Here is a 21,584-nt window from a genome sequence, read left to right as displayed (position 1 = left end):
GCTGCGCTTAGTAAGCAGGCGTCAGATTCACCGCTTCTACCTTCGTGATTTCGGGGACGGCTTTCAGGATGGCTTCTTCCAGGCCGCCTTTGAATGTCATGGCCGACATGGGGCACGTACCACACGAACCAACCAGTTCAAGCCGAACGGTTTTGTCATCCGTAACCTCCAATATCTTCACATTACCCCCGTCGGCTGCCAGGTAAGGACGCATCGAATCGAGCGCTTTTTCAATTCGCGTAATCAGTTGGTCGTTGTTAACTACCGTTTCCATTGGATGCTTGATTTACGGTAAATTTAGTGATTTGCCCGTAATTTTCTGTTTGTTAAAGTATTAAGAGTGTCTTTCTGAAACAGGTATACAGTTTCGCAATTCCTCTCCTGCAAGATAACAAAAAAAGATAAGTCGTCGGTTCGCGCAAATTTGTTCGTATTTTATAAATGAATAACCGGCCTAATGCCGCCAATTGAACACAGTGGCCACTCGATTGATTAATCAGGCAAAATTCGCTCATAGACAGGTAAACCGGTACTCAAATCTGACCCGTACATGTCAACAAACTGGACCTTTGGAATCAAATGTGGCTTAGGGTCGACCTGCACAAATATTTTTTGTAAATAAGCCTGTTGCCCATTTATTGACGTAGTAGCTACGGGTTTTCCCTGATGGAACGTTACGTGGAGTTGCCGTTTTTTAAAAGCATTTAAGCTGATGTCATACGAATTGGAATCCGATGACGGATTATGCACATAGCCATAGGCCATTCGCCACTGAACAGACGACAAATCTTTCCGCTGCCCCTGCTCCGCATAACGTATCCAGTAAACCTGCACGGGCTTGCCGGGGTCCAGCGTTTTACTGGCTGTTACGTTAGCTTCGTAGATAACCGTGTTGGCATCTTTGCTACGTTGGAGGTAAAATAGTTGATTGGGCGATGTTGCCGGAACCGGAAATGTGTCTTTGTGCGCCTGTATGGGTAGATAACTCCATAAAAGTAAGGCGACTAGAATCGTGAAAAAGCAAATGATTTTCATGGTATTTGTTGTTCAATTGGTATTCTGGATTTGGCTAAACGATTGCCCGGCTTTGGCTTAAGTCCGTATAGAATCCGGGTCAGAATAAACCGTCGGATGAGCAGGTGATACAAACCGATGATGACCAGGAAGCAGATCAAAATGATGAGTACTAACTTGATGAAGATTGGAAGATCCCAACTGACAACGTAGTAGCCTGAAACGACGATGACGGTTTGATGAAGGATATAAAACGGGTAAACCGCTGGGGTTAAGTACGTAAGCCAGGGGTTTGAAAAATTGAGGTAACGCCTGGCAAAACCAACAACCGTGAGAATGATTGCCCAAATGTGTAAACTGTTCGCTACGCCATAGATATACAACGAGTTATCCTGCCGTTCGGGCAACGTAACACCCCAGTAAAACTTCCAGTATAAAACGGCTATACAACTGACCGCTACGACCAGGAAAAATTTACGGTACGTTTCGCAGGTCTGCCAGAACGATGGCAGATTCGCCAGAAAAAAACCCAGGAAATAGAACGTCAGTGAGGAGCAAAAAATAAACCAGTCGCTTAGCAGATTCTGTTGTTCTGGCCATTTGATGTACAGCAAAAAGTAATACAACGTAAAGGGGATTACCAGCGACAGATTTGCCAGCGGATGGCGGAAGAACGTATCAGTTTTCTGCTCCAGTTGCTGAATGTATGGTATCTTGAAAAGAGCGAAAACAGGTAGTAACAATAGCGTGAAGGTGAATAAGTAGACCACAAACCACATGTGACTCCAGGTAAGTGAACCGTCAGGATAAGGCACAAAATTCCAGACGGTGGGGTAAAATTGCCAGTAACTCATATGGATTTTCCCCGTTTGCAGCCACTCAAAATAGACTTGTAGTGGAATGGTAAACAACATGGCAAACAAAAGAGGTATAAATAGTCGGACAACGCGTTCGCCGAAAAAGGCGAGGACCGAACGTTTGCGAAGGGAAAAACTAACGCCCACCCCAGAAATGAAAAATAACAGCGGTAAACGCCACTGATGCATCCAGATAATGAGTCGGTCCAGAAATAAGGAATGCTGCGCATTTTTTATTTCCCACCCAAAACGTACAAACGGCATGGCACTGTGAAAGAAAATCAGGAGCATAAACGCCAGTACCCTGATCCAGTCGATATAATAAAGGCGATGTTGTGGTAGAGTTTTCATACAAGTCAGAGCGATTTAGAACTGTTGGTTAGTGATATCTTTGATTAGCTGCTGAGGCAGCAGTCATTGAGTTAGGACATTCCGTTTGAGATAGATGCAAATTCTGAAGCAAACGTAACAAGAGTTAACCCGGAAAATCAGCGGAACTAAACGTGCGGAAGGTTTGAGTAAACCATCGGTCATCGAACCCTCGACACGCTACCTGCTAACCACGTAGCAACTAACCCGGTCAAAATTAAAATAGGATGGAGATTTGTAAAAGGAAGAGAATGAGGGAGTTCGTATGGTTTTGTTAGCTTCCAGGAACGTACCCAGACAAAAGACCTTTCCTTCAGCCGGAGCAACCGTTGGTGAACTAATCACTATGGTCTTTGTCGGTCCACTTTACTTTTGGATCATCATTTTAAACGGCATCAGTCTGCTCTAAAGCCAGCTTGTTGGAATTTGAAGTATCACCCGAATCGGCTATAATTAATCATATACGCTCATGAACGTAGCACGACAATTACTCGAAAACAAAAGCCTCTACAAACTTTTACTTTTAGTACTGCTGAGGCTACTACTTGGGTTAAGCGGTTGCACAGCGTATAACGCAAATCCGACTTCACCATTTTTAGGTCGTTTTAAAGTAAACAGAGGTCCGCACGACGACTATTTTATGGACATTTCGCGTGGAGCCGGTGACGCAAAAGTGCGGATTTACAATTTCGTCGATTTTTTTAAGCTCTACTTACCCGCAACGGTTTCCAGAAATTCATTGATCATACCGAAACAAGTTTTTAAAAATCAGCACGGAACCGACGTAATGATTGAAGGTCAGGGGATTATAGCCAGCGATACGTTACGCATCACCTACGAAGTTACGGGGGTTGACAAAAGCAGTTTCACGGTAGTTGGGCTGCGCGTTACGTCGAATAATAAATTAAACGTAGAGCCACTTCAGGCAAGGAAAAGATAAAAGCGCTGGAGACGCGCCAGTAATTGTTGTAGAGAGAAAGGATGTTTCAAAAGAGGCCGGTAATGGAACATGCGCCAGATCGCGTGTTCCATTCTATTAAAACGTATATGGATAACCGGTACAATCAAATGCCAATCCTTTCTAGCTTGTTTCAAGGCTTTATACCTGCTAAAACGGGGAAAACTTACCACATCCTAAATCTTATTTTTCGCTTATGTTTGGTTTCATTCATCTTAAAAAGTCCGCTGGATGGCGAAAGAACGTATCGATCCGACAGTGGAAAGAGACAGATCGGCAGTTATTGTTGGTCTGGCTTCGAATAACGCAGGAACACCTGGTGTCGATGGTTCAGGAATTGACTGAGAATCAGTTTATGAACCAGCTAGATACCAATCAGTGGTCGATTGGTAAAATAATGGAGTATTTAATCAAAGCGGATAAGATGCATTGTCAGGAACTAACGGATGTGCCTTATCGACGATACCCAATAACACGGCTTCAGCGAACAGATATTTACGATGATCTAAATTGGATGGACGATATTGTTAATCAGACAATTATAGATGTTCCCCGGCAGTTAGTGCCAACTGGTCTATTCGGAAAAACGGAACTGATTCGAGAGTTTATCCGCGGTCGTGCTGAGTTGATTGCGTTTGTCAATATAACCAGTCTGGATTTTAAAACAGTATACACGAACTGGCCAACGAACGCCGATCCAATTGTGCTGGACCTGCATCAATACGTTCTGGCGATTATTGCCTGTACCCAACGCTATATCGCTGATATTAAAAAGATTAAGGCGGATCAATCAGCTTTATGTCTTTCCGATCATTAAGTTCGTTAATCGTCAGACACTCATGAATTTTTCCCTTGACAGGCAACCGGACAATCGATTACTACTGGCCTGGGGTTATCTGTTGTTTGCGCTGGCTGGCCTCATTCTGCTCTGGGTTTATAATTGTCGGGCTATGCTGTCTTCAACCGATTCTTTATCCCTTCAAAACATCCTGGCTGCGGATTGTTCTCACCCGTTTGATACGTTCATCCGTATTGATTTTTTCATCATTACAGTACCTGCCCTGGTCTGGATGCTGATGGAAGGCCGTCGGCTGAAAATGCCTTATTGGTGGCTTTATTTAGCACTTGCATTCACCATTACGTTTGCCATTACCTGCCCGCTTTTTTTCTTACTTAAAAACCACGCCTGATTAGACGTAGTGATACGTTGCCAGGAAAGTGATTTCGAAGTCAGGCAATTAGCTATCTAAACATACAAATTGACGTGCACAATTACCGTTCGTTCGTTAAGACCAACCGGTGGTTTGCTTTCCATCAAATCGTAAAGCGATTGAGCCGTATATTTAAGGCAATAGTCACTTCTTCATTTACAGTTAAAACCGACTTTCCTTAATGCAGCTTCGATTGCTCAGCATATTGATTTGGAGTATCTTACTCTGGGTAACGTTGCAGCAAAAGACTGCAGCTCAGATGCTTCGTTTCAATAATCTGGGCATAAAAGATGGGCTGTCGAGTAACCGCGTGAACGACATAGCGGTGGATCAGAATGGATTTCTGTGGATTGCTACGTCCGACGGACTTAATCTGTATGATGGCTCAACCATCGAAACGTTTTATCAGGCGCAACACCCGGATTTAGGCACAAACAGTTTCACAAACCTGTTCTGCGACAGCAAGAATCGTATCTGGGTGGGATCTGAAGAAGGGCTTTGTCGAGTTGAGAATCGAATGGTCTTTCAGCGCGCTCGCCTGGGTAATTCCAGTACGTTTCGGACCTATGCTGTTTTTGAAACCAGGGGGTTTGGCGTAGTTGCTTTCACATCGCGCGGGCATTACGCGTTCGATGAGACTACGCATACCTGGCAGCATTTACCCTGGCTCGATGGCGAAATACTGGCTGGAAATGACAATATCGACATTACGCCCATTCAGAACGACCAGTTTCTGTATACCTACGGCTATTCGGTCCGGGTCGTAGATTTTTCGAAGCAAACTAGCCAGATCGTATTTGAAATGGAAGGAAGAGGCATCGGATGGTCAGGGTTAATGATCAATTCAGATGAGATAATCGTGGGCGTGAGCGCAGGCCAACTCTGGAAAATAAACGTGCATACTCAGCAGATTGTGAAACGTTATCCCTTGGTAGACCCTCATCGGGGCGAACTCATGACGAGCCCGGCCCGACAGATGAAGCGGGGTCTCGATGGCAATATCTACGTAGTAACCATCGGGCAAGGTCTGATGGTGTTTAATCCGAAGACTGAACAGATAACGAATTTGGGTACGAATGCCCTCATTCCGGGGTCGTTGATCTCGAATCGGCTTTTCAGACTGCTGTGTACCCCCGATGGATACGTAGTAGTCGTTCATGCGTCGGGGGTGAGTATTGCCAATATTCGTCAGTACACCGCGCACTACACCTCTATTTTCCTAGACAAGAAGGGAGGTATGTTCAACGGCCATATTAACGATATAGTCGAAACGGGAACAAATAAATTCTGGCTGGCGGCCGAAGATCGATTGATCCAGTGGGACCGTACCCGCAATGAGTCTGAATTCTATTTTATTCGCCTGACTCATTATCCAAGCGCAGCCGTCGGAACGCCCCTGAAAGCGCAGATACGGACGGTTTGGCAGGATCGGCAACGCCGGTTATGGGTCTCGGCTTATGCCGTTGGTCTGGGTATTTATGATCCGACCAACGGCCGGTATACCCCTTTCCCGCAGGACAGTACGGTTCAGGCGTATAATAGCCTTTTCCTGCACGACATTGTTGAAGGCCCTGACGGCCGCATCTGGACGTGTTCCGGCGGAGGCATCTTTTCTATTGATCCGGTTACGTTAACCCGTTCGGCTCACCTGGATCATCCGCTTTTGCGGCAACTGGATGGTAAACGAACGTATTGCCTGTTTGTCGATTCGCAAAAACGACTCTGGATGGGCACCGAAACCTTCGGTATCTACTGCTACGACGCAAAACGTAACACGCTGGATAATTATGGCCGACGGCAGGGACTGAAAACACCCTGTTATAGCTTTACGGAGGATAAACGTGGCACGGTCTACGCAGCAACGGGCAATGGACTGGCCTTAATTAAGGACAAAAAAATTCGGTTTCTGAACCGCCAGCATGGGTTGCGTGTAAACCAGATTCAGGCACTATTACGTGATAAGCAGGGAAATATCTGGTTTGATGCAGAACGCTTTATGGTCCGATATCGGCCAGATAGCCAGCAACTTACCTACTTCGATGAAAATGAAGGTTTTCTGGCGAATGGTTTTCGTGTAAATGCGGCTTATCTAACAGGCGATGGACGAGCTTTATTCGGCGGTTTCGGTGGTATTAACGAGTTTCGACCAGAACGAATGAGCGTATCTCAGGGAAAGTTGTACGTCAATATCCGGCAGACCAGGGTTAACGATCACCCAATCGTTCGATCCGATACAAGCGCGCTCCAGCTTGACTATCAGCAGAATAATCTAACGTTTGAGCTGGCTACTATCGATCTGATGGGTACACAAACGATGCTGAGCCAGTACCGGCTGGTGGGTGCCGACCCAGATTGGCAGATGACTACCAAAGCCAACTACGTCCATTATCGATCCCTGGCTCCGGGAAACTACCGGTTTCAGTTGCGGGCTTCCAAAGACGGACGTACCTGGATATCCGCTCCCCATGATATTGCTGTCACCATTGCACCACCTTTCTGGCAGCGGCCCTGGTTCATTGGCTTTTCATTACTGTCGATTGTAGCGGCTTTAGTTGCCTGGCAGCGGCACCGCGAACGTAGCATTCAACGCAAAAACGATGAGCAGCTTTTGCGTCAGCAACTCGTCGCCGACAACCTTCGCTATACGTTAGAAACTGAGCAGGTTGTTAACTATTTCAATACGTCGCTTAGCCGCCAACGTAACGTAGAGGAGGCTGTGTGGGACGTAGCGCGGAACTGTATTGCCAAATTGGGTTTTGAACACTGTGTCATTTACCTGCTCGATACGTCCCGTCAGGTGCTGGTGCAGAAAGCAGCCTGGGGGCATAAATCCACCGAGGATTTCAAGATTATTTCACCGCTCGAAATTCCTATCGGCAAGGGAATTGTGGGCACGGTTGCCCTTACCGCTCAGCCGCTCATGGTGCCCGATACAACCAAAGATCACCGCTACATTGTGGATGACCGGCATCGGTTTTCGGAACTGGCTGTGCCGATGGTCATTGACGATCAACTTATTGGCGTGATCGACAGCGAACATTCCCGGAAGAATTTTTATACCTCCTGGCATCTGCAAATTCTGACGACGGTAGCTTCACTGTGCGCCAGTAAAATTCTGGTTGCGCAACTGGAAGAGATTCGCCAGCAAACGCAGTTGGCCTTAGTCGACAACCAACGTAAAGCCGCCGAAGCAAAATTGCAGAGTATGCGTCTGCAAATGAACCCGCATTTTCTGTTCAACGCGCTCAATTCCATTCAGCAGATGATCATGACCGGCAACGAACGGTCGGCCACGCTCTATCTCTCGAAATTTTCCAAGCTGCTACGTATGGTGCTGACCCATAGCGATAAACAGCAGGTGAGTTTGCGGGAGGAAATCAAGATGTTAACCCTCTACGTTGAACTGGAGTCGCTTCGGTTCGATGATACGTTCTATCACGAGATTTGTTGTGATGAAGAAATCGATCAGGACGAAACCCAACTTCCTCCACTGCTGATTCAGCCGTTTGTCGAAAACGCCATCTGGCACGGCCTGCTCCATCAGGAAGGATTTCGGTCACTACGTGTCTGTTTCGAGCCGGACGGGGAATCAGAAGGATTGCTCTGCACCATCGAAGACAATGGCATCGGGCGGGTGGCGGCTCAGGCACTCAATAAACAGTCCGTGAATCTGGCTGCCCATACCGGTAAGGGAATGAGCGTTACGGCCGAACGTTTACAAACATTGAACGAACAAACTACTGATGCTCCTCCGCTCACCATTGTCGATCTCTACGATAACGATGGAAAAGCTTCCGGTACTCGAATTTTAATACGTTTACCCAATTAAGACCATGCTTAAAGCACTCATCATTGACGACGAACTGAAAGCATCCGACGTATTGCGCCTGATGCTGGAACGATATGTTCCCGAAATCGGGCAGGTACTGGTCTGCAACGATGCCCGGGAAGCAACAACCACCATTCAGCAGTTTCGGCCCGACATTTTATTTCTTGACATTCGAATGCCGTACTTCAACGGATTCGACGTACTGAGCCGGATGCAGCACCGTCCCTTTCAGGTGATTTTTACGACGGCTTATAACGAATACACGATTCAGGCGATTCGGTTTAGCGCCTTTGATTACCTGCTCAAACCCATCGACGCACAGGATTTAGTGAACGCGGTACAACGCTACACCCATCGACAGGGGGAATTGGCCTATCAGCCTGAGCAGTTAAAAAATATCATTAAGAACATGCAGGCCGATGATCCCGGTCAATTTCGGCTGGCCGTTCCCGCTCGTGAAGGCATTCATTTCTTTCTACCCAGCGAGATTATTCGCTGCGAAGCGCTGGGAGGTTATACCAAATTCTTCACCACCCTGAATAAGCAGTACCTGACCTCCAAAAACCTGGGCGAATACGAAGAACTGCTAACTCCTTATGGTTTTCTACGTACTCATAAGTCGCATTTGGTCAACAGAACCCAAATTTCCTTTATTGACCATGAAGGATTTCTGGTCCTGAAAGACGGGACGGCCGTGGAAGTGTCGCGCCGGAAAAAAGCAGAAATAATACAGCAATTGGGTTAAATCCAAATCAATCTTTCACTACGTTGCTAATCCACAAATGGCTGAAAAACAGAGCTATTTAGAAATGGACAGGTAATTACACGAATGCAATAAATTACCAAATTATGGCAGTAATTCAATTAGTACCAATTGGTCAATCTGGTGAAATACTCAACGTGCCAGGGCCATTATCAGACTTGATTTCAGACGTTATTGACGGAACTGTAACTTTGTACAAAACCAGCGGATTTGTGCCGCCCTGGACCGGATACCTCGCCTTGCTAAATAACAACGTAGTGGGCACCTGCGCTTTCAAAACACCACCTTCGGCCAACGCCGTTGAAATTGCCTACTTTACGTTTCCTGATTTTGAGGGACAGGGAATTGCCACAGCGATGGCCCGCGATTTAGTACGTATCGCGCAAACGACCGATTCGGGTATACGTATCAAAGCGCAAACGATGCCAGAATCAAATGCCTCAACGGCGATTCTCCGAAAGATCGGATTTAGCTGGGTAGGCACGGTCATTCATCCCGAAGACGGCGAAGTGTGGGAATGGCAACTTTAAGGTAGTCCCCGACAGCAAGATGCCGTCGGGACTAATACATCAGCAAAAAAAAACGCAGTATCAGGGACAGATAATTGATTCCAGCTTACAATAAAATCCGGAACGTAGCGAGGTTGCTACGTTCCGGATTTTGTCGTTTCCGGATAGTTCAAAAGACCTTTTTTCGACCGTTTACTCAAGCGAAAACCGATTGTTTACTCAAACCTTCCGCACGTTCAGTTATGCCAGTCTATCCGATTAACTCCTACTAATTTTGATCAAGTTTTAAAACTTAAACAATTATTAATCAATCTTTTACAAACAAAAACAATCATGAAACGCATTCACTTGCTTTTTTTCGTTTTGATGGCATTTTCAGCCACCGCACAAGAGTACAAGCCCTTTAAAATTAATTTCTCAGGGGGCTACGCCCGCCCAAATAGTTCTGGCCTTTCGGGTGGAGGAACTTGGTCTATCGAGCCGAAGTACGGTGTCACCGACAACTTTGATCTGGGCCTTCGCCTGGAAGCTGCCTACGTAGCACGAGGTGTAACGTACAACAGCACAATGCTCTCCGGCGACGTAGCAGCCATTGGGTCAACCATAGCTACAGCTACCTATCTGTTTGGTAATGGAAACGTTCGTCCGTTTATTGGCATAGGTGCCGGTGGTTTTAGGGTCACTTCGGGTGGTACGATTACCATCTATGAAAACCAGACTCCGTATGAAGCTAAATTCGTGACCGAAAACAAATTTGGCGGTATGGCTCGGATAGGTATCAAGGCCGATCACTTTGTGTTCGGGGTCGAGTACAATCTGGTTCCGAATACAACGGCCAAATTTATCAACTCGGCCATTGATAGTAAGAATAGTTACTTCGCTGTAAAACTTGGCTTCGATATTGGCGGAGGCCGCTTCTAATTAACGAAGGGAACTGGCTAAATTGGCGAACCAATTTTAACCAGTTCCCTCTTTATTTTGAGTAGTTCGATTTTACTTTCTGAGTAAAATAAATATAACCATTTCACTATGCGTACTCACGAACAATTCACCATCATTGGCGCTGGCATTGCCGGACTAACTACCGCCATTGCGTTGCGGCAGATCGGTCTTCAGCCGACTATTTTCGAAGCCGCTCCAACCATAAAAGCCTTAGGCGCCGGACTCGGTCTGGCCGCCAATGCTGTCAAAGCCTTGCAAAAACTGGGTATTGCTGAAGCAATCCTTAGTGCTGGCCGCTTTCTTGACGCGTTTACCATTCTAGACCAGCAGGGACGTATTATTACCCGTACCGATAGCAAACGTATCAGTCAGAAATATGGGATTGACAACTTTACCATTCACCGGGGGGCGTTGCATCGGGAATTGCTGAATCAAGTAGCTGATACGCCCATTATAACCAGTAAACGCGCAACTCGTGTCAGTAAAGAAGGGCAACGTAGCATTCTTCATTTTGACGATGGTACTGAGCATTCGACTGATTACCTGATTGTTGCCGACGGTATACATTCACCAATCCGCCAACAGCTCGTGCCCGACAGCCACCCCCGCTACGCTGGTTATACCTGCTGGCGATCGGTTATTGATAGTACAGGTCTGGATATAACCGCAGCGACGGAAACGTGGGGTATTAATGGACGTATTGGAATGGCCCCTTTAGCAGACAATCTCCTGTACTGGTTTGCCTGCGTGAATGCCCAGCCGAATGATCCTAAGATGCGTCAGTTTAGGACTTCAGATCTGCTACGTTTGTTTGGCGACTACCATGAGCCAATTCCGCAGGTTCTCGCGCGAGTCAAAAATGAAAATCTGCTTTGGAACGACATCTTTGATTTAAAACCAATTCCTCGCTATGCGTTTGATAACATCGTTTTGGTAGGCGATGCAGCCCACGCAACAACGCCCAATATGGGGCAGGGCGCCTGTCAGGCAATTGAAGATGCTGTTGTGCTGGCTGATGAACTGAATAAGGGTGGTTTGGCCTCGGATGCGTTTAAGCGATTTGAACAACGGCGATTGAAACGTACGCATTACATTACGGATCGTTCCCGGCAAATTGGTCAGGTTGCGCAAACGCAGCGACCGATAGTTGCCTGGCTGCGAAACAGCGTCTTTCGGCTCTTGCCGCCCAGCATGAATGAAAGCCAGCTTAAACAAATCTATGAAGTTGATTTCTGATAGAATCTGTTTGATCTACGCAACTTCGAATGCTTGTTGTTAAGTGAATACAGCAAAAACTGGTAGTTATTTGTAAACCAGCTCAATAGTATGCTTTCCAGCGGGTATATTCTTCACCTGAACGTATTGGCTGTTCCGCACAGTTTCGAGCGTTGAAGCGCTCGTTTTATTATCGATTGCCAGGCGTTTCAAGCGCTTTCCTGCTGGTAAAAGTTGACGGAGATTGTATTGTTTTGAGGCTCCGTCGATGGACAACGTAATGGTTTTGCGTTGCGGATTATGCTGATAACCATAGTGCAGATATTTTCCTGAAGGTCCATAAGCAATGGTTATATCAGCTTCATTTTTCCCGGCTGCTAACCAGCGGGGCGCCAGTTCAACCTGTTCGAACGAGTGGCCCAGATCGACAACGCCGGCCAGTCCTTCGATCATTGCGCTCATAATGGCCGCTTGTCCCCAGTTGTCCGGAATGCCTTCGTCAACCGTGCCATCGGGTTTGTAGGAAACGGGCAGTTTGCCGCCGTGTTTCTCATTGAGTTCTATCATACGTTTTAGAATATCCACGCCATATTCTTCAAAACCATGCTGAAAAGCGGCTTTCGCCAGTTCTCCGCCAACAATCGTATTGACGCCACCATTCATGTAAGAACCCGGCAGATAATCCGCGTAACTTGGCTCAACGGGCGGGTAAACGCCGAACCATTCGGCAAATGAATTTTCTACGTTTTTTCCTTTCAGACTCTCGTACGTCTGAATAATCGACTGGGCCATGCCGTCCGTCGGCAAGCCCCGGTTGATGTCATATGGATTCGACAAACTCAGCGTATTTTTCTGATCCATGTTCAGGTAGGAGGGAACTGGGTCATCAGCAATAAAATGCGCATAATATTTCCCGTTCCAGCAAAGGTCATTGGTACGTTTTCGAATGCCATCGGCCTGCTCAGTCCAATACGTTGCTTTTGCTGAATTGCCTAATGCAACGTAAAGCTGAGCCAGTTGCCGACAGGCTGCATACGTACCGCTGTTGTCACCGTGCATAATTCCCATCGGTGTATTTTCATCGATGTTGAAAATGCCGGTCTGTACGTCCTTGCCCTGCCTTACGTATTCGGCTCGCGTGGTCGGCAACTGCATAAAATCCCACGTATCGAGGGTATATCCGCGCTTCACGAGCTGGTATTTTTTTGACCAACGTAGTGGATCGGTCATCGAATAACGAATTCCTTTTTCGAGCCGGGAAATCCAGGTTTTAAGGTAGGACGTATCGCCGGTGGCCTGCCAGATATAATGCCCACCCTCAACCATTAGGTATTCCAGATCGGCCTCGACCGGCAGCCGGTGCATTTGAATGGTATCTCTGGCGAATACTTTCCAATACCGCTTCTCGAACAGATTGAGCCGGTGATTTTCCCGCGCTACCATTGGGTAATAGTAATCGAAATAAAGACCTTCGGACGTTTGCTGCTCGATGAAAAACTGCCAGAACGTACTGATATCCGGTTCCAGGTATTTCATGGCTTTCATCACATGTACATGATCTCGAATCCATTGCACAAATTGTTTACGTTCCTTCCCGCCGAAATGAACCGTTTTTCGATATTGCGTATGAACAAGCTGATCTTTCAGGCTATTGAAAAACGTACCATATTCATCCGTTCCTTTGCCAAATTGAGTTGACTGCTGGCCGAAACTGGCAGATAAGCTATTAAAAATGAATACAGAAAGTAGAAGAGCTTTATAAAACGATTTCATAGTTCTCGATTGGGACGAAAAACGAATGTTTGGCAAGAAAGTCAATTCCCAGCGAGGGTTTGTCCTGCTTTGTCGATAGTCAGGATAAAGCAGGATAAGTAAGCCGCTCAGGATGCGTTGTTTGCAACATGAATCTCATAATTCGGATGAATACGTTTGCATCTACCTATAAAAAATATGTCTTTTTACTAGCTCTAATCGCTACGTGCCTCTATTGCCATGCACAGGCTGCGACTTCGGGCAATACCAGTGAAACACCCAAATTGCCCTGGGCAAGCGAGCGTAACGAGATACAACAGTTAGTTACCCACTTACGGACGTTGGCTGCAAACGAGAAAAATCCACTACTGAAACGCCACTTCGAGTCGGTTATACGAATGAGCCTCGATTCGACGCACAGGCTGCGTCCTGAAGATAAACATCTGCAGGCAGCCGTTGGTACGCTGTCTTTTTTTCAGGGCGAAGGCGCCAAATGGGAAACGTATCTGCAAGGAACCCGGCCTCTAATTATGGCCTTCAAATCCAAGGCAGATGGGAAAAACAGCTATTACTGGTTGTTTCTACCAAAGGACTTTACGTCTACGAAAACCAATTTCCCTTTTTACGTAGAACTGCATGGGAGCGGTGGTGGCACGAATAATCCGCCCTGGCACATGCTCTACGACTATTTACAACCAAAACCGGCGGGCGCTACGTCTCAGATGAGTCGCCGGGAAGGTTTCATGATTTATCCATGGGGGCGGGGCGACAAAGGCTATCGCGACGTAGCAGAAACCGACATTTTTGAATGTTTACAGGATTTTGATGACCAATTCAAGACTGACCCCAAACGGCAATATCTCTATGGTTTCTCGATGGGTGGCGGTGGTACGTTCCGCATTGCTCAGAAAACGATGAATCGCTGGGCCGCCGTCGGTTTGTATTCAGCCGCATTGGGTAAAAACGTGACTTATGACGATGCCGCGAAATTTAAAGACATGCCTGTCTGGATGGTTTGGGGCGAAAAAGAGTGGCTGAACGTAGAGAATCGTAAACTCAAAGATGATCTCCTGAAGGCAGGCGTATCGCTGTGGTGGAAAGAAATTGAGGGCGTTGAACATAGTTACCTTGGCGAGTATCAGGAGCGGTTGATGGATTGGCTCAAAACCAAAACGAAATGACTTTTTTGTCATGCTGACGAAGGAAGCATTTTAAGGTATCCTTATAAGTGAATTAGGAAAGCTTAAGATGCTTCCTTCGTCAGCATGACAAAAAATAATCTAATGTATTTGGTATTGGCAAACCTCAAGCTCCATTTATGACAAAAGAATAAATGATTAGTGCCCTCATCATCCTTTACCTGGAATGAAGATTTATTTATCAATTGCATTCTGCTTACTCTGTTTAGGCTTGCTGGCGCAATCGCACAAATCGGCTGAGATAAAGCCATTTAACGGCCGGCCGACGCTCTTTGTGAACGGGAACCCGCAAACGCCAACGTTTTATGCACTCACACATGCATACGGCGGGCGCTGGTCGTGGGAAGAAGTGCCGGCCCGAAATCTGAATAACTTCTGTCAGATTGGTTTTCGTCTATTCCAGGTCGATTTGTGGTTCGAGGATATCTGGTACAAAAACTCAGACACACTTGACATTCGGAAGGCGCAACGACAGATTCGGGGTGTACTCGACCAATGCCCCGAAGCGGGTGTCGTGCTACGTATCCACGTAAATGCGCCCTTCTGGTGGAATAAGGCGCACCCGGAAGAATGCACCCAATACGCTGATACACCGGTCGATACAACGCTGCTGGCCGGACCACCACATCATAACGAAGAACACGACATTCACGCAGCTTTGCGGGCAAGCCTGGCATCGACTCGATGGCGTCAGGAATCTGGTCAGAAACTGGTTGAGCTTTGCCAGAAACTCTCGAAAACACCAGAAGGTAACGCCCTGATTGGTATGCACGTAGCGGGCGGCATTTATGGCGAATGGCATTACTGGGGCTTCATCGAACACGATCCGGATACGGGTTCAGCCATGACGAACTATTTCCGCAACTGGCTCAAAACCAAATATAAAACGGTATCGGCACTTCAAAAAAACTGGCAATCGACAAATGCTACGTTCGACAACGCAACGGTGCCCAACGTAGCAGAACGGCTCAAAACGCAGGATGGCTTTTTTAAAGATCCCATTCAGGACCAACGTACCATTGATTACTTCACCGCACAGCAGCAGGTCGTAGCCGACGATGCCATTTATTTCTGCCGACTGGCGAAAGAAAACTGGCCTCGGCCGTTGGTTACGGGCATTTTCTACGGCTACTTGCACATGACGTTCAATCGCCAAACTGTTGGCGGCCACCTATTTATCCAACAAGTTCTCGACAGCCCCTACATCGATTATTTATCCGCTCCGCAAACGTACTGGCCCGACAGTCGAAAAGCAGGGGGCTCTGGAAATTCGCGCGGCATTATCGAATCGACGTTGCTGCACAATAAACTCTGGTTCGACGAAATCGACAACGGCTATCTATACAAGAATGACTTTGAAAATATCCGTTACACCTCTCGCTACGACACTACGTATGCCAGCATCATGAAGCGTTGTGCGTTACTGCCCCTGATGCGGGGCATTGGCTTCTGGTTCTATGATTTTGGTCCGCAGAAAGGCTTTGGCTGGTGGGATGACCCGAAGTATCTGGCCGTGATGAAGGCCGAAAAAGAACTGTTCGAAAAGCGGCTCACTGTTCCATATCATTCTGAAGCTGATGTACTTTACGTCTGGAGTCAGGATGTATTTTATTACCTAAAATCGGCGCCGTTACCTATCACGGTTAACGTATTGGATCATTCCATTGAGCAGGCTATGCGTTCCGGCGCAGTCGGCGATCATGTCTATGATTTCGACCTGAACCGGGTCAATCTGGCTCAGTATAAAGCCGTGGTTTTTATGAATGTTTATAAGCTAACGGATAGGCAGCGAACCTTCATTCTGAACAACGTAGCGAAAGACGGACGTACCATCGTCTGGAATTATCTGACGGGCTATACAAACGGCGAACGACTCGATTTAGCCTTTGTAAAATCGCTGACGGGCATGAATCTGGAACGTATCGATGGTAAACAGACGCCAAACGTTACATTCCTGAAACCGGCTTACGACTACAAATTCAGTGGGCCTGTAGAGCCGCTCGTGGCTGTGAATGACAAAGCCGCCGAGCCACTGGCTGAGTTGCAGACGGGTAAACAGGTTATTACAGCCCGAAAAAAATCGAAAGATTTTACGTCGATTTTCTGCGGATTGCCCCTGAATGGAACCGAAGGATTTCGCGAAATTTTCCGACAGGCGGGTTGCCACATTTATAACGAACGTAACGATTTCACGTATGCGAATTCCGGACTTCTATTGCTACATACCAAAGACGGTGGTACACGAACGCTACGTCTGAAAAGTGGAAAATCGGTAACGATTCCGCTGGAACGCGGATCAACCTTACTTTTAGATGCCCAAACGGGCGAAGTAGTATTGAAATGAAGAAATAGTTTTGTCATGCTGAGGAACGAAGCATCTTAAGGTTTCATCACTCGCTGGTAAGGAAACCTTAAGATGCTTCGTTCCTCAGCATGACAAAAAAATAAACAGCATGACTCGAATTACCAAACTCGTTTTCGGAATAGTTACGCTAATTAGCCTTGCTGCCTTTAGTTGGATTCCAGTGAAGGACGTAGCGCCCTCTCGGCCAAACATTATCATCATTTTTTCTGACGATCACGCGCTAAAAGCCATAAGCGCCTATGGCAGTCCATACGTCAAAACGCCCAACATCGACAGGATTGGTCGCGAAGGGGCCGTATTCGAAAATATGTTCTGCACTAATTCGATTTGTGCGCCAAGCCGTGCTACGTTGCTGACGGGAAAATACAGCCACATAAACGGCCACCGCGACAATCAGGGCACCTTCGATGCCAGCCAGGCTATGTTTCCGAAATACTTGCAACAGGCTGGCTATCAAACGGCCTGGATTGGCAAATGGCACCTGAAAGCCACTCCGCAATATTTCGATTTCTGGGAAGTCGTACCTGGTCAGGGGCTGTATTACAATCCGAATTTCATCCAGATGGATGGCAAAACTGTTCGGAAAGAAGGGTATGCTACCAACGTAATTACCGACGATGCGCTGAACTGGCTCGAAAGCAGTCGCGATACGTCGAAACCGTTTTGTCTGGTCATTGGTCACAAAGCGCCCCACCGCGAATGGCAGCCCGATACCACTGATTTACATGCCTTCGATGGCAAAACGTTTCCGATGCCAGCCACTTTTTACGATACGTATGAAGGACGTAAAGCGGCTCAGCATCAGGATATGCAGATTGCTACACCCACCATGCGGCTCGGCCTCGATCTGAAAGTCGATATCGACACCATGCCGATTATCAAACGCATGAATCCGGCCCAACTCAAAGCCTGGAAAGCTTATTATGACCCGCTCAACAAGGCATTCAAAGAACAAAAACTGACTGGTAAAGCGCTGGATAACTGGAAGTTTCAACGTTACATGCACGACTATCTGGCCTGTATTTTATCCGTCGATCGGAACGTAGGACGCGTACTGGATTACCTCGATAAACACGGTATGAAAGAGAACACGCTGATTATGTATTCGTCGGATCAGGGTTTTTATCTGGGCGAACATGGCTGGTTCGACAAGCGGTTTATGTACGAAGAATCGCTTCACATGCCGTTGCTGGTACGTTACCCGCCTAAACTCAAACCCGGAACCCGGACTAAGCAGCTTTTCGTCAATACCGATTTTGCACCAACGATCCTACAAACGGCGGGCGTTCCAATTCCGGCTGATATGCAGGGAAAATCATTTCTGCCGCTACCTAAACCTGCCGAATCACGGAAAGCCGTCTATTACCACTACTACGAGTACCCGTACGACCATCGCGTGATGGCGCATTTTGGTATTCGAACGGAACGCTACAAACTCATTTATTTCTACGGAAACGGCGAATCATGGGAGTTTTTTGATCTGAAAACCGATCCAGATGAGATGAAGAATGAGTATGCCAATCCTAAAAATGGGGCAGTTATCAGTCAGTTGAAACGAGATTTAAAAAAGCTTACGCAGGAATATAAAGATACCGAAGCCACGGAAATGCTGGCGAAAGAGGGCGTATGAAGAGAGGAGTATCGACAGGTGTTATCGTAGCCATAACCATTGCATTTGGGTTCATCGGCGTATTACCTGACCCGCACGATCCACGAGCGGCTCTGGCAACGATGCAGGTACCCAAAGGATTTAAGGTTCAGCAATTTGCCGCCGAACCGCTGGTGACGAATCCAACCAATATGGACGTGGACGAGCGCGGGCGCGTTTGGGTGACCGAATCGCATAATTACGACGTAGCACCTGCCGAATTCGATAAAAAAGGCGACAAAGTCGTTATTCTGGAGGACGTAAACGGCGACGGTCGGGCTGATAAACGTACCATCTTCTTCGAGCATCCCGGAATGAAATCGCCAATGGGCCTGCTAATCGGCGAAGATTGCGTGTTTCTTGCGCAGGCACCTTATTTATTGACGTTATTCGATACCAATCACGACGACCACGCCGACCGCATCGATACGTTGTTTTCGGGATTTGGTCAGCGCGATCACGGCATTCACGCGCCGTTCTGGGGACCTGATGGCAAACTCTATTTTTCGATGGGGAACAATGGAGGAGAAGTGCGTGATAAACATGGAAAACCCATACTCGACGTAGCAGGCAATCCTGTAAATGGCAAAGGAAATCCATACCGTAATGGACTGATTCTACGCTGTAATCCCGACGGTAGTCATCTGGAAACCATCGCTCACAATTTCCGAAATCACTACGAACCGACGCTGGATTCGTTCGGTAATCTTTGGGTGTCGGACAATGACGATGATGGCAATGAATCCGTCCGGATTGACTACGTAATGGAATACGGCAACTACGGTTTTGCCGACGAAATAACCGGAGCCGCCTGGACCGCATCGCGCACCAATCTGGAGAAAACAGTTCCCGCACGACACTGGCACCAGAACGATCCCGGCGTTATACCAACTATGCTGATTACCGGTGCGGGTTCGCCAGCGGGTTTATGTGTTTATGAGGGAACGCAGTTTCCAGCTATCTATCAAAATCAACTGCTCCATGCCGAAGCATTATACAACGTAGTGCGTTCATACACAACGCAGAAACAGGGCGCTGGCTATACCGCAAGCATTCGGAACGTATTGAAAAGCAGCCAACAATGGTTCCGCCCGGTTGATGTGAGCGTAGCACCCGATGGTTCGGTAATGGTGGCCGACTGGTACGATCCTGGCATTGGTGGGGGAACGGCCGCTGATGCCAACAGAGGTCGAATTTACCGGGTAAATTATGGCGAAAAAGCAACGTATCGCGCTCCTAAACTTCGCTTCGATACACCCGAAGCCGCTACTGAAGCGCTGAAAAATCCAAATTGGGCCGCACGTCGGAAAGCCTGGGCGAGTCTGCAAAAAATGGGTAGCAAGGCCGAAAACAGTTTGCAAAAACTGTATCAGTCAACAAATTCGATTTGGCGAGCGCGGGCGTTGTGGCTGCTGGCTCAATTGCCATCAACGGGCATAACTTATCTAACGCAGGCGCTACGTAGCTCTAACCCTGACCTACGTATCACCGCCTTGCGAGTGGCTCGGCAGCAGGAAAATTTCCCGTTTGCGTTATGTGCTACGTTAGCTAATGATCCGGCACCCGAAGTTCGTCGGGAGTGGGCTATTGCGCTACGTTTCCTCAAAACGCCCGAAGCGGCTGAGTCGTGGGCAACGCTGGCGATGCACCACACGGGCAAAGATCGCTGGTATCTGGAAGCCCTCGGCATCGGCTCCGACCTGAACGCCGATGCCTGTTTCGACGCCTGGCAACGAAAAGTCGGTGCGAACTGGAATACATCCGCCGGACGTGATATTGTCTGGAGACTTCGTTCCGCGAAAACCTTGCCGTTACTAGGGCAGTTTATCCGGCAAACGTCCAATACTACCGAAACGCTACGATATTTTCGGGCTTTCGATTTTCACCCATCGGCGAAAAAAAACGACGTATTACTCTCGTTATTAGACGATTCACGTCCAGATATTCAGCGGCTGGCGCTTGAGCACATAGACGGAAGCAACGTAGTACGTAACGAAACGCTGAACCGGGCACTCGAAACGGCATTGTCGACGGCTGGCCAAACCGAGAGTTACGTTCATCTGATCGAGAAGTTTCACCTCACTGACAAACGCGATCAATTGCTTAATCTGGTACGTTGCTGCGCTTCCCAGCAGGTTGGTATTGAAGCCATGCAACTGCTCTGGAAATTCGGCGAAAAAGAATTTGTCCGCCAACGACTGCGTGATGATAAGACTGCCGAAGCCATCATGACGGCTCTCAAAGGCAACGGAAGCCCCGATGCTCTGTCGTTGATGAGTGGTATTATGTTGGATGAAACGCGCCCAATCGAACTGCGCAAAACTGCGACTCGCTTGTTGGGAAGCAGTTGGGTCGGGGAACGCGCCTTGCTCGATGAAGTGAAGAAAAAATCGTTTCCCGACGTATTGAAACCGACAGCCAGCAGCGTATTATTTGGTGCTTTCCGCAACGAAATCAAGCGCGAAGCGGCTGATTATTTACCAAAACCTGCTGGTAAAAACGGCGAACCTTTGCCACCCGTCTATCTACTCGTTCACGAAAACGGTGTTGCCAATAAGGGGAAAACGATTTTTGCGCAAAACTGCCAGACCTGCCATCGGGTGCAGCAAACAGGCGTTTTATTCGGCCCCGAATTGTCGAAAATCGGCGCAAAACTCTCGAAGGAAGGCTTGTTTCGTGCTATTCTCTATCCCGATGAAGGTATCAATTATGGTTACGAAACGTATCAGATTCACACACGCGATGGTGGTCAGTTAATGGGGTTATTAGGCAGCGAATCGAATGATGAAGTAGTCCTGAAATTACCGGGTGGTACTAAACAGACGCTACGTAAAAATGATATTCGGTCGAAAGTAAAAGCGCCCCAGTCGATGATGCCTCCTTTTGGCGAAGCATTGTCAAAACAGGAACTGGTCGATTTAGTGACTTATCTGTCGACATTGAAGTAAGCTAT

General features: G+C 47.4%; 16 protein-coding genes. 12 read left to right on the top strand and 4 right to left on the bottom strand.

Annotation, left to right across the window (positions count from 1 at the left end):
• Positions 1 to 7 precede the first annotated feature (7 nt).
• The 3 genes from IC229_RS11765 to IC229_RS11755 all read right to left on the bottom strand — a co-directional run bounded on the left by IC229_RS11765 (position 8) and on the right by IC229_RS11755 (position 2,222).
• Positions 8 to 274: a NifU family protein gene (locus IC229_RS11765; RefSeq protein WP_190887176.1), complete on the bottom strand. Its 267-nt coding sequence runs from the start codon at positions 272 to 274 to the stop codon at positions 8 to 10.
• A gap of 218 nt (positions 275 to 492) precedes the next feature.
• Entirely contained in the window at positions 493 to 1,035 is a 543-nt protein-coding gene (locus IC229_RS11760) for a DUF4833 domain-containing protein (protein WP_190887175.1), read from the bottom strand.
• A complete protein-coding gene (locus IC229_RS11755; protein ID WP_190887174.1) occupies positions 1,032 to 2,222 on the bottom strand; it encodes an acyltransferase family protein in 1,191 nt (396 codons plus the stop codon). The genes IC229_RS11760 and IC229_RS11755 overlap by 4 nt, the downstream gene beginning before the upstream one ends.
• A gap of 487 nt (positions 2,223 to 2,709) precedes the next feature.
• On the opposite strand from IC229_RS11755, the gene IC229_RS11750 reads away from it, so the two are divergent.
• The 8 genes from IC229_RS11750 to IC229_RS11715 all read left to right on the top strand — a co-directional run bounded on the left by IC229_RS11750 (position 2,710) and on the right by IC229_RS11715 (position 11,688).
• Entirely contained in the window at positions 2,710 to 3,180 is a 471-nt protein-coding gene (locus IC229_RS11750; protein ID WP_190887173.1) for a hypothetical protein, read from the top strand.
• Between the two features lie 214 nt (positions 3,181 to 3,394).
• Positions 3,395 to 4,015, top strand: a complete 621-nt coding sequence (locus tag IC229_RS11745) for a hypothetical protein (RefSeq protein WP_190887172.1) — start codon at positions 3,395 to 3,397, stop codon at positions 4,013 to 4,015.
• Between the two features lie 22 nt (positions 4,016 to 4,037).
• The gene (locus IC229_RS11740) at positions 4,038 to 4,388 is read left to right on the top strand and encodes a DUF2834 domain-containing protein (RefSeq protein WP_190887171.1); all 351 of its coding nucleotides are present in this window, start codon (positions 4,038 to 4,040) and stop codon (positions 4,386 to 4,388) included.
• 202 nt (positions 4,389 to 4,590) lie between these two features.
• Positions 4,591 to 8,238, top strand: coding sequence for a sensor histidine kinase (locus IC229_RS11735; RefSeq protein WP_190887170.1), 3,648 nt, complete (start codon positions 4,591 to 4,593; stop codon positions 8,236 to 8,238).
• Positions 8,239 to 8,242: 4 nt separating this feature from the next.
• A complete protein-coding gene (locus IC229_RS11730) occupies positions 8,243 to 8,983 on the top strand; it encodes a LytR/AlgR family response regulator transcription factor (protein WP_190887169.1) in 741 nt (246 codons plus the stop codon).
• A 104-nt stretch (positions 8,984 to 9,087) separates the two neighbouring features.
• Positions 9,088 to 9,531 (top strand): GNAT family N-acetyltransferase, encoded by a 444-nt coding sequence (locus IC229_RS11725; RefSeq protein ID WP_190887168.1) that lies wholly within the window; start codon positions 9,088 to 9,090, stop codon positions 9,529 to 9,531.
• Between the two features lie 312 nt (positions 9,532 to 9,843).
• Positions 9,844 to 10,431, top strand: a complete 588-nt coding sequence (locus IC229_RS11720) for an outer membrane beta-barrel protein (RefSeq protein WP_190887167.1) — start codon at positions 9,844 to 9,846, stop codon at positions 10,429 to 10,431.
• A gap of 108 nt (positions 10,432 to 10,539) precedes the next feature.
• On the top strand, positions 10,540 to 11,688 hold the full coding sequence (locus tag IC229_RS11715; protein WP_190887166.1) for an FAD-dependent monooxygenase: 1,149 nt from the start codon (positions 10,540 to 10,542) through the stop codon (positions 11,686 to 11,688).
• 66 nt (positions 11,689 to 11,754) lie between these two features.
• Here the strand turns inward: IC229_RS11715 and IC229_RS11710 are convergent, their stop codons facing one another.
• Positions 11,755 to 13,440, bottom strand: a complete 1,686-nt coding sequence (locus tag IC229_RS11710) for a glucosidase family protein (RefSeq protein WP_190887165.1) — start codon at positions 13,438 to 13,440, stop codon at positions 11,755 to 11,757.
• Positions 13,441 to 13,568: 128 nt separating this feature from the next.
• On the opposite strand from IC229_RS11710, the gene IC229_RS11705 reads away from it, so the two are divergent.
• The 4 genes from IC229_RS11705 (at position 13,569) to IC229_RS11690 (ending at position 21,579) form a co-directional block, all read left to right on the top strand.
• The gene (locus tag IC229_RS11705; RefSeq protein ID WP_190887164.1) at positions 13,569 to 14,600 is read left to right on the top strand and encodes a hypothetical protein; all 1,032 of its coding nucleotides are present in this window, start codon (positions 13,569 to 13,571) and stop codon (positions 14,598 to 14,600) included.
• 184 nt (positions 14,601 to 14,784) lie between these two features.
• Positions 14,785 to 16,962: a hypothetical protein gene (locus IC229_RS11700; RefSeq protein WP_190887163.1), complete on the top strand. Its 2,178-nt coding sequence runs from the start codon at positions 14,785 to 14,787 to the stop codon at positions 16,960 to 16,962.
• Positions 16,963 to 17,071: 109 nt separating this feature from the next.
• Entirely contained in the window at positions 17,072 to 18,613 is a 1,542-nt protein-coding gene (locus IC229_RS11695) for a sulfatase family protein (RefSeq protein WP_190887162.1), read from the top strand.
• Positions 18,610 to 21,579, top strand: coding sequence for a PVC-type heme-binding CxxCH protein (locus tag IC229_RS11690; protein ID WP_190887161.1), 2,970 nt, complete (start codon positions 18,610 to 18,612; stop codon positions 21,577 to 21,579). The genes IC229_RS11695 and IC229_RS11690 overlap by 4 nt, the downstream gene beginning before the upstream one ends.
• Positions 21,580 to 21,584 lie beyond the last annotated feature (5 nt).

The organism is Spirosoma profusum (assembly GCF_014699005.1).
In the GTDB taxonomy this organism is placed as follows: Bacteria; Bacteroidota; Bacteroidia; order Cytophagales; family Spirosomataceae; genus Spirosoma; species Spirosoma profusum.
Note: the sequence above shows the minus strand (reverse complement) of the source record. Positions and strands in the feature narration are given on the sequence as shown.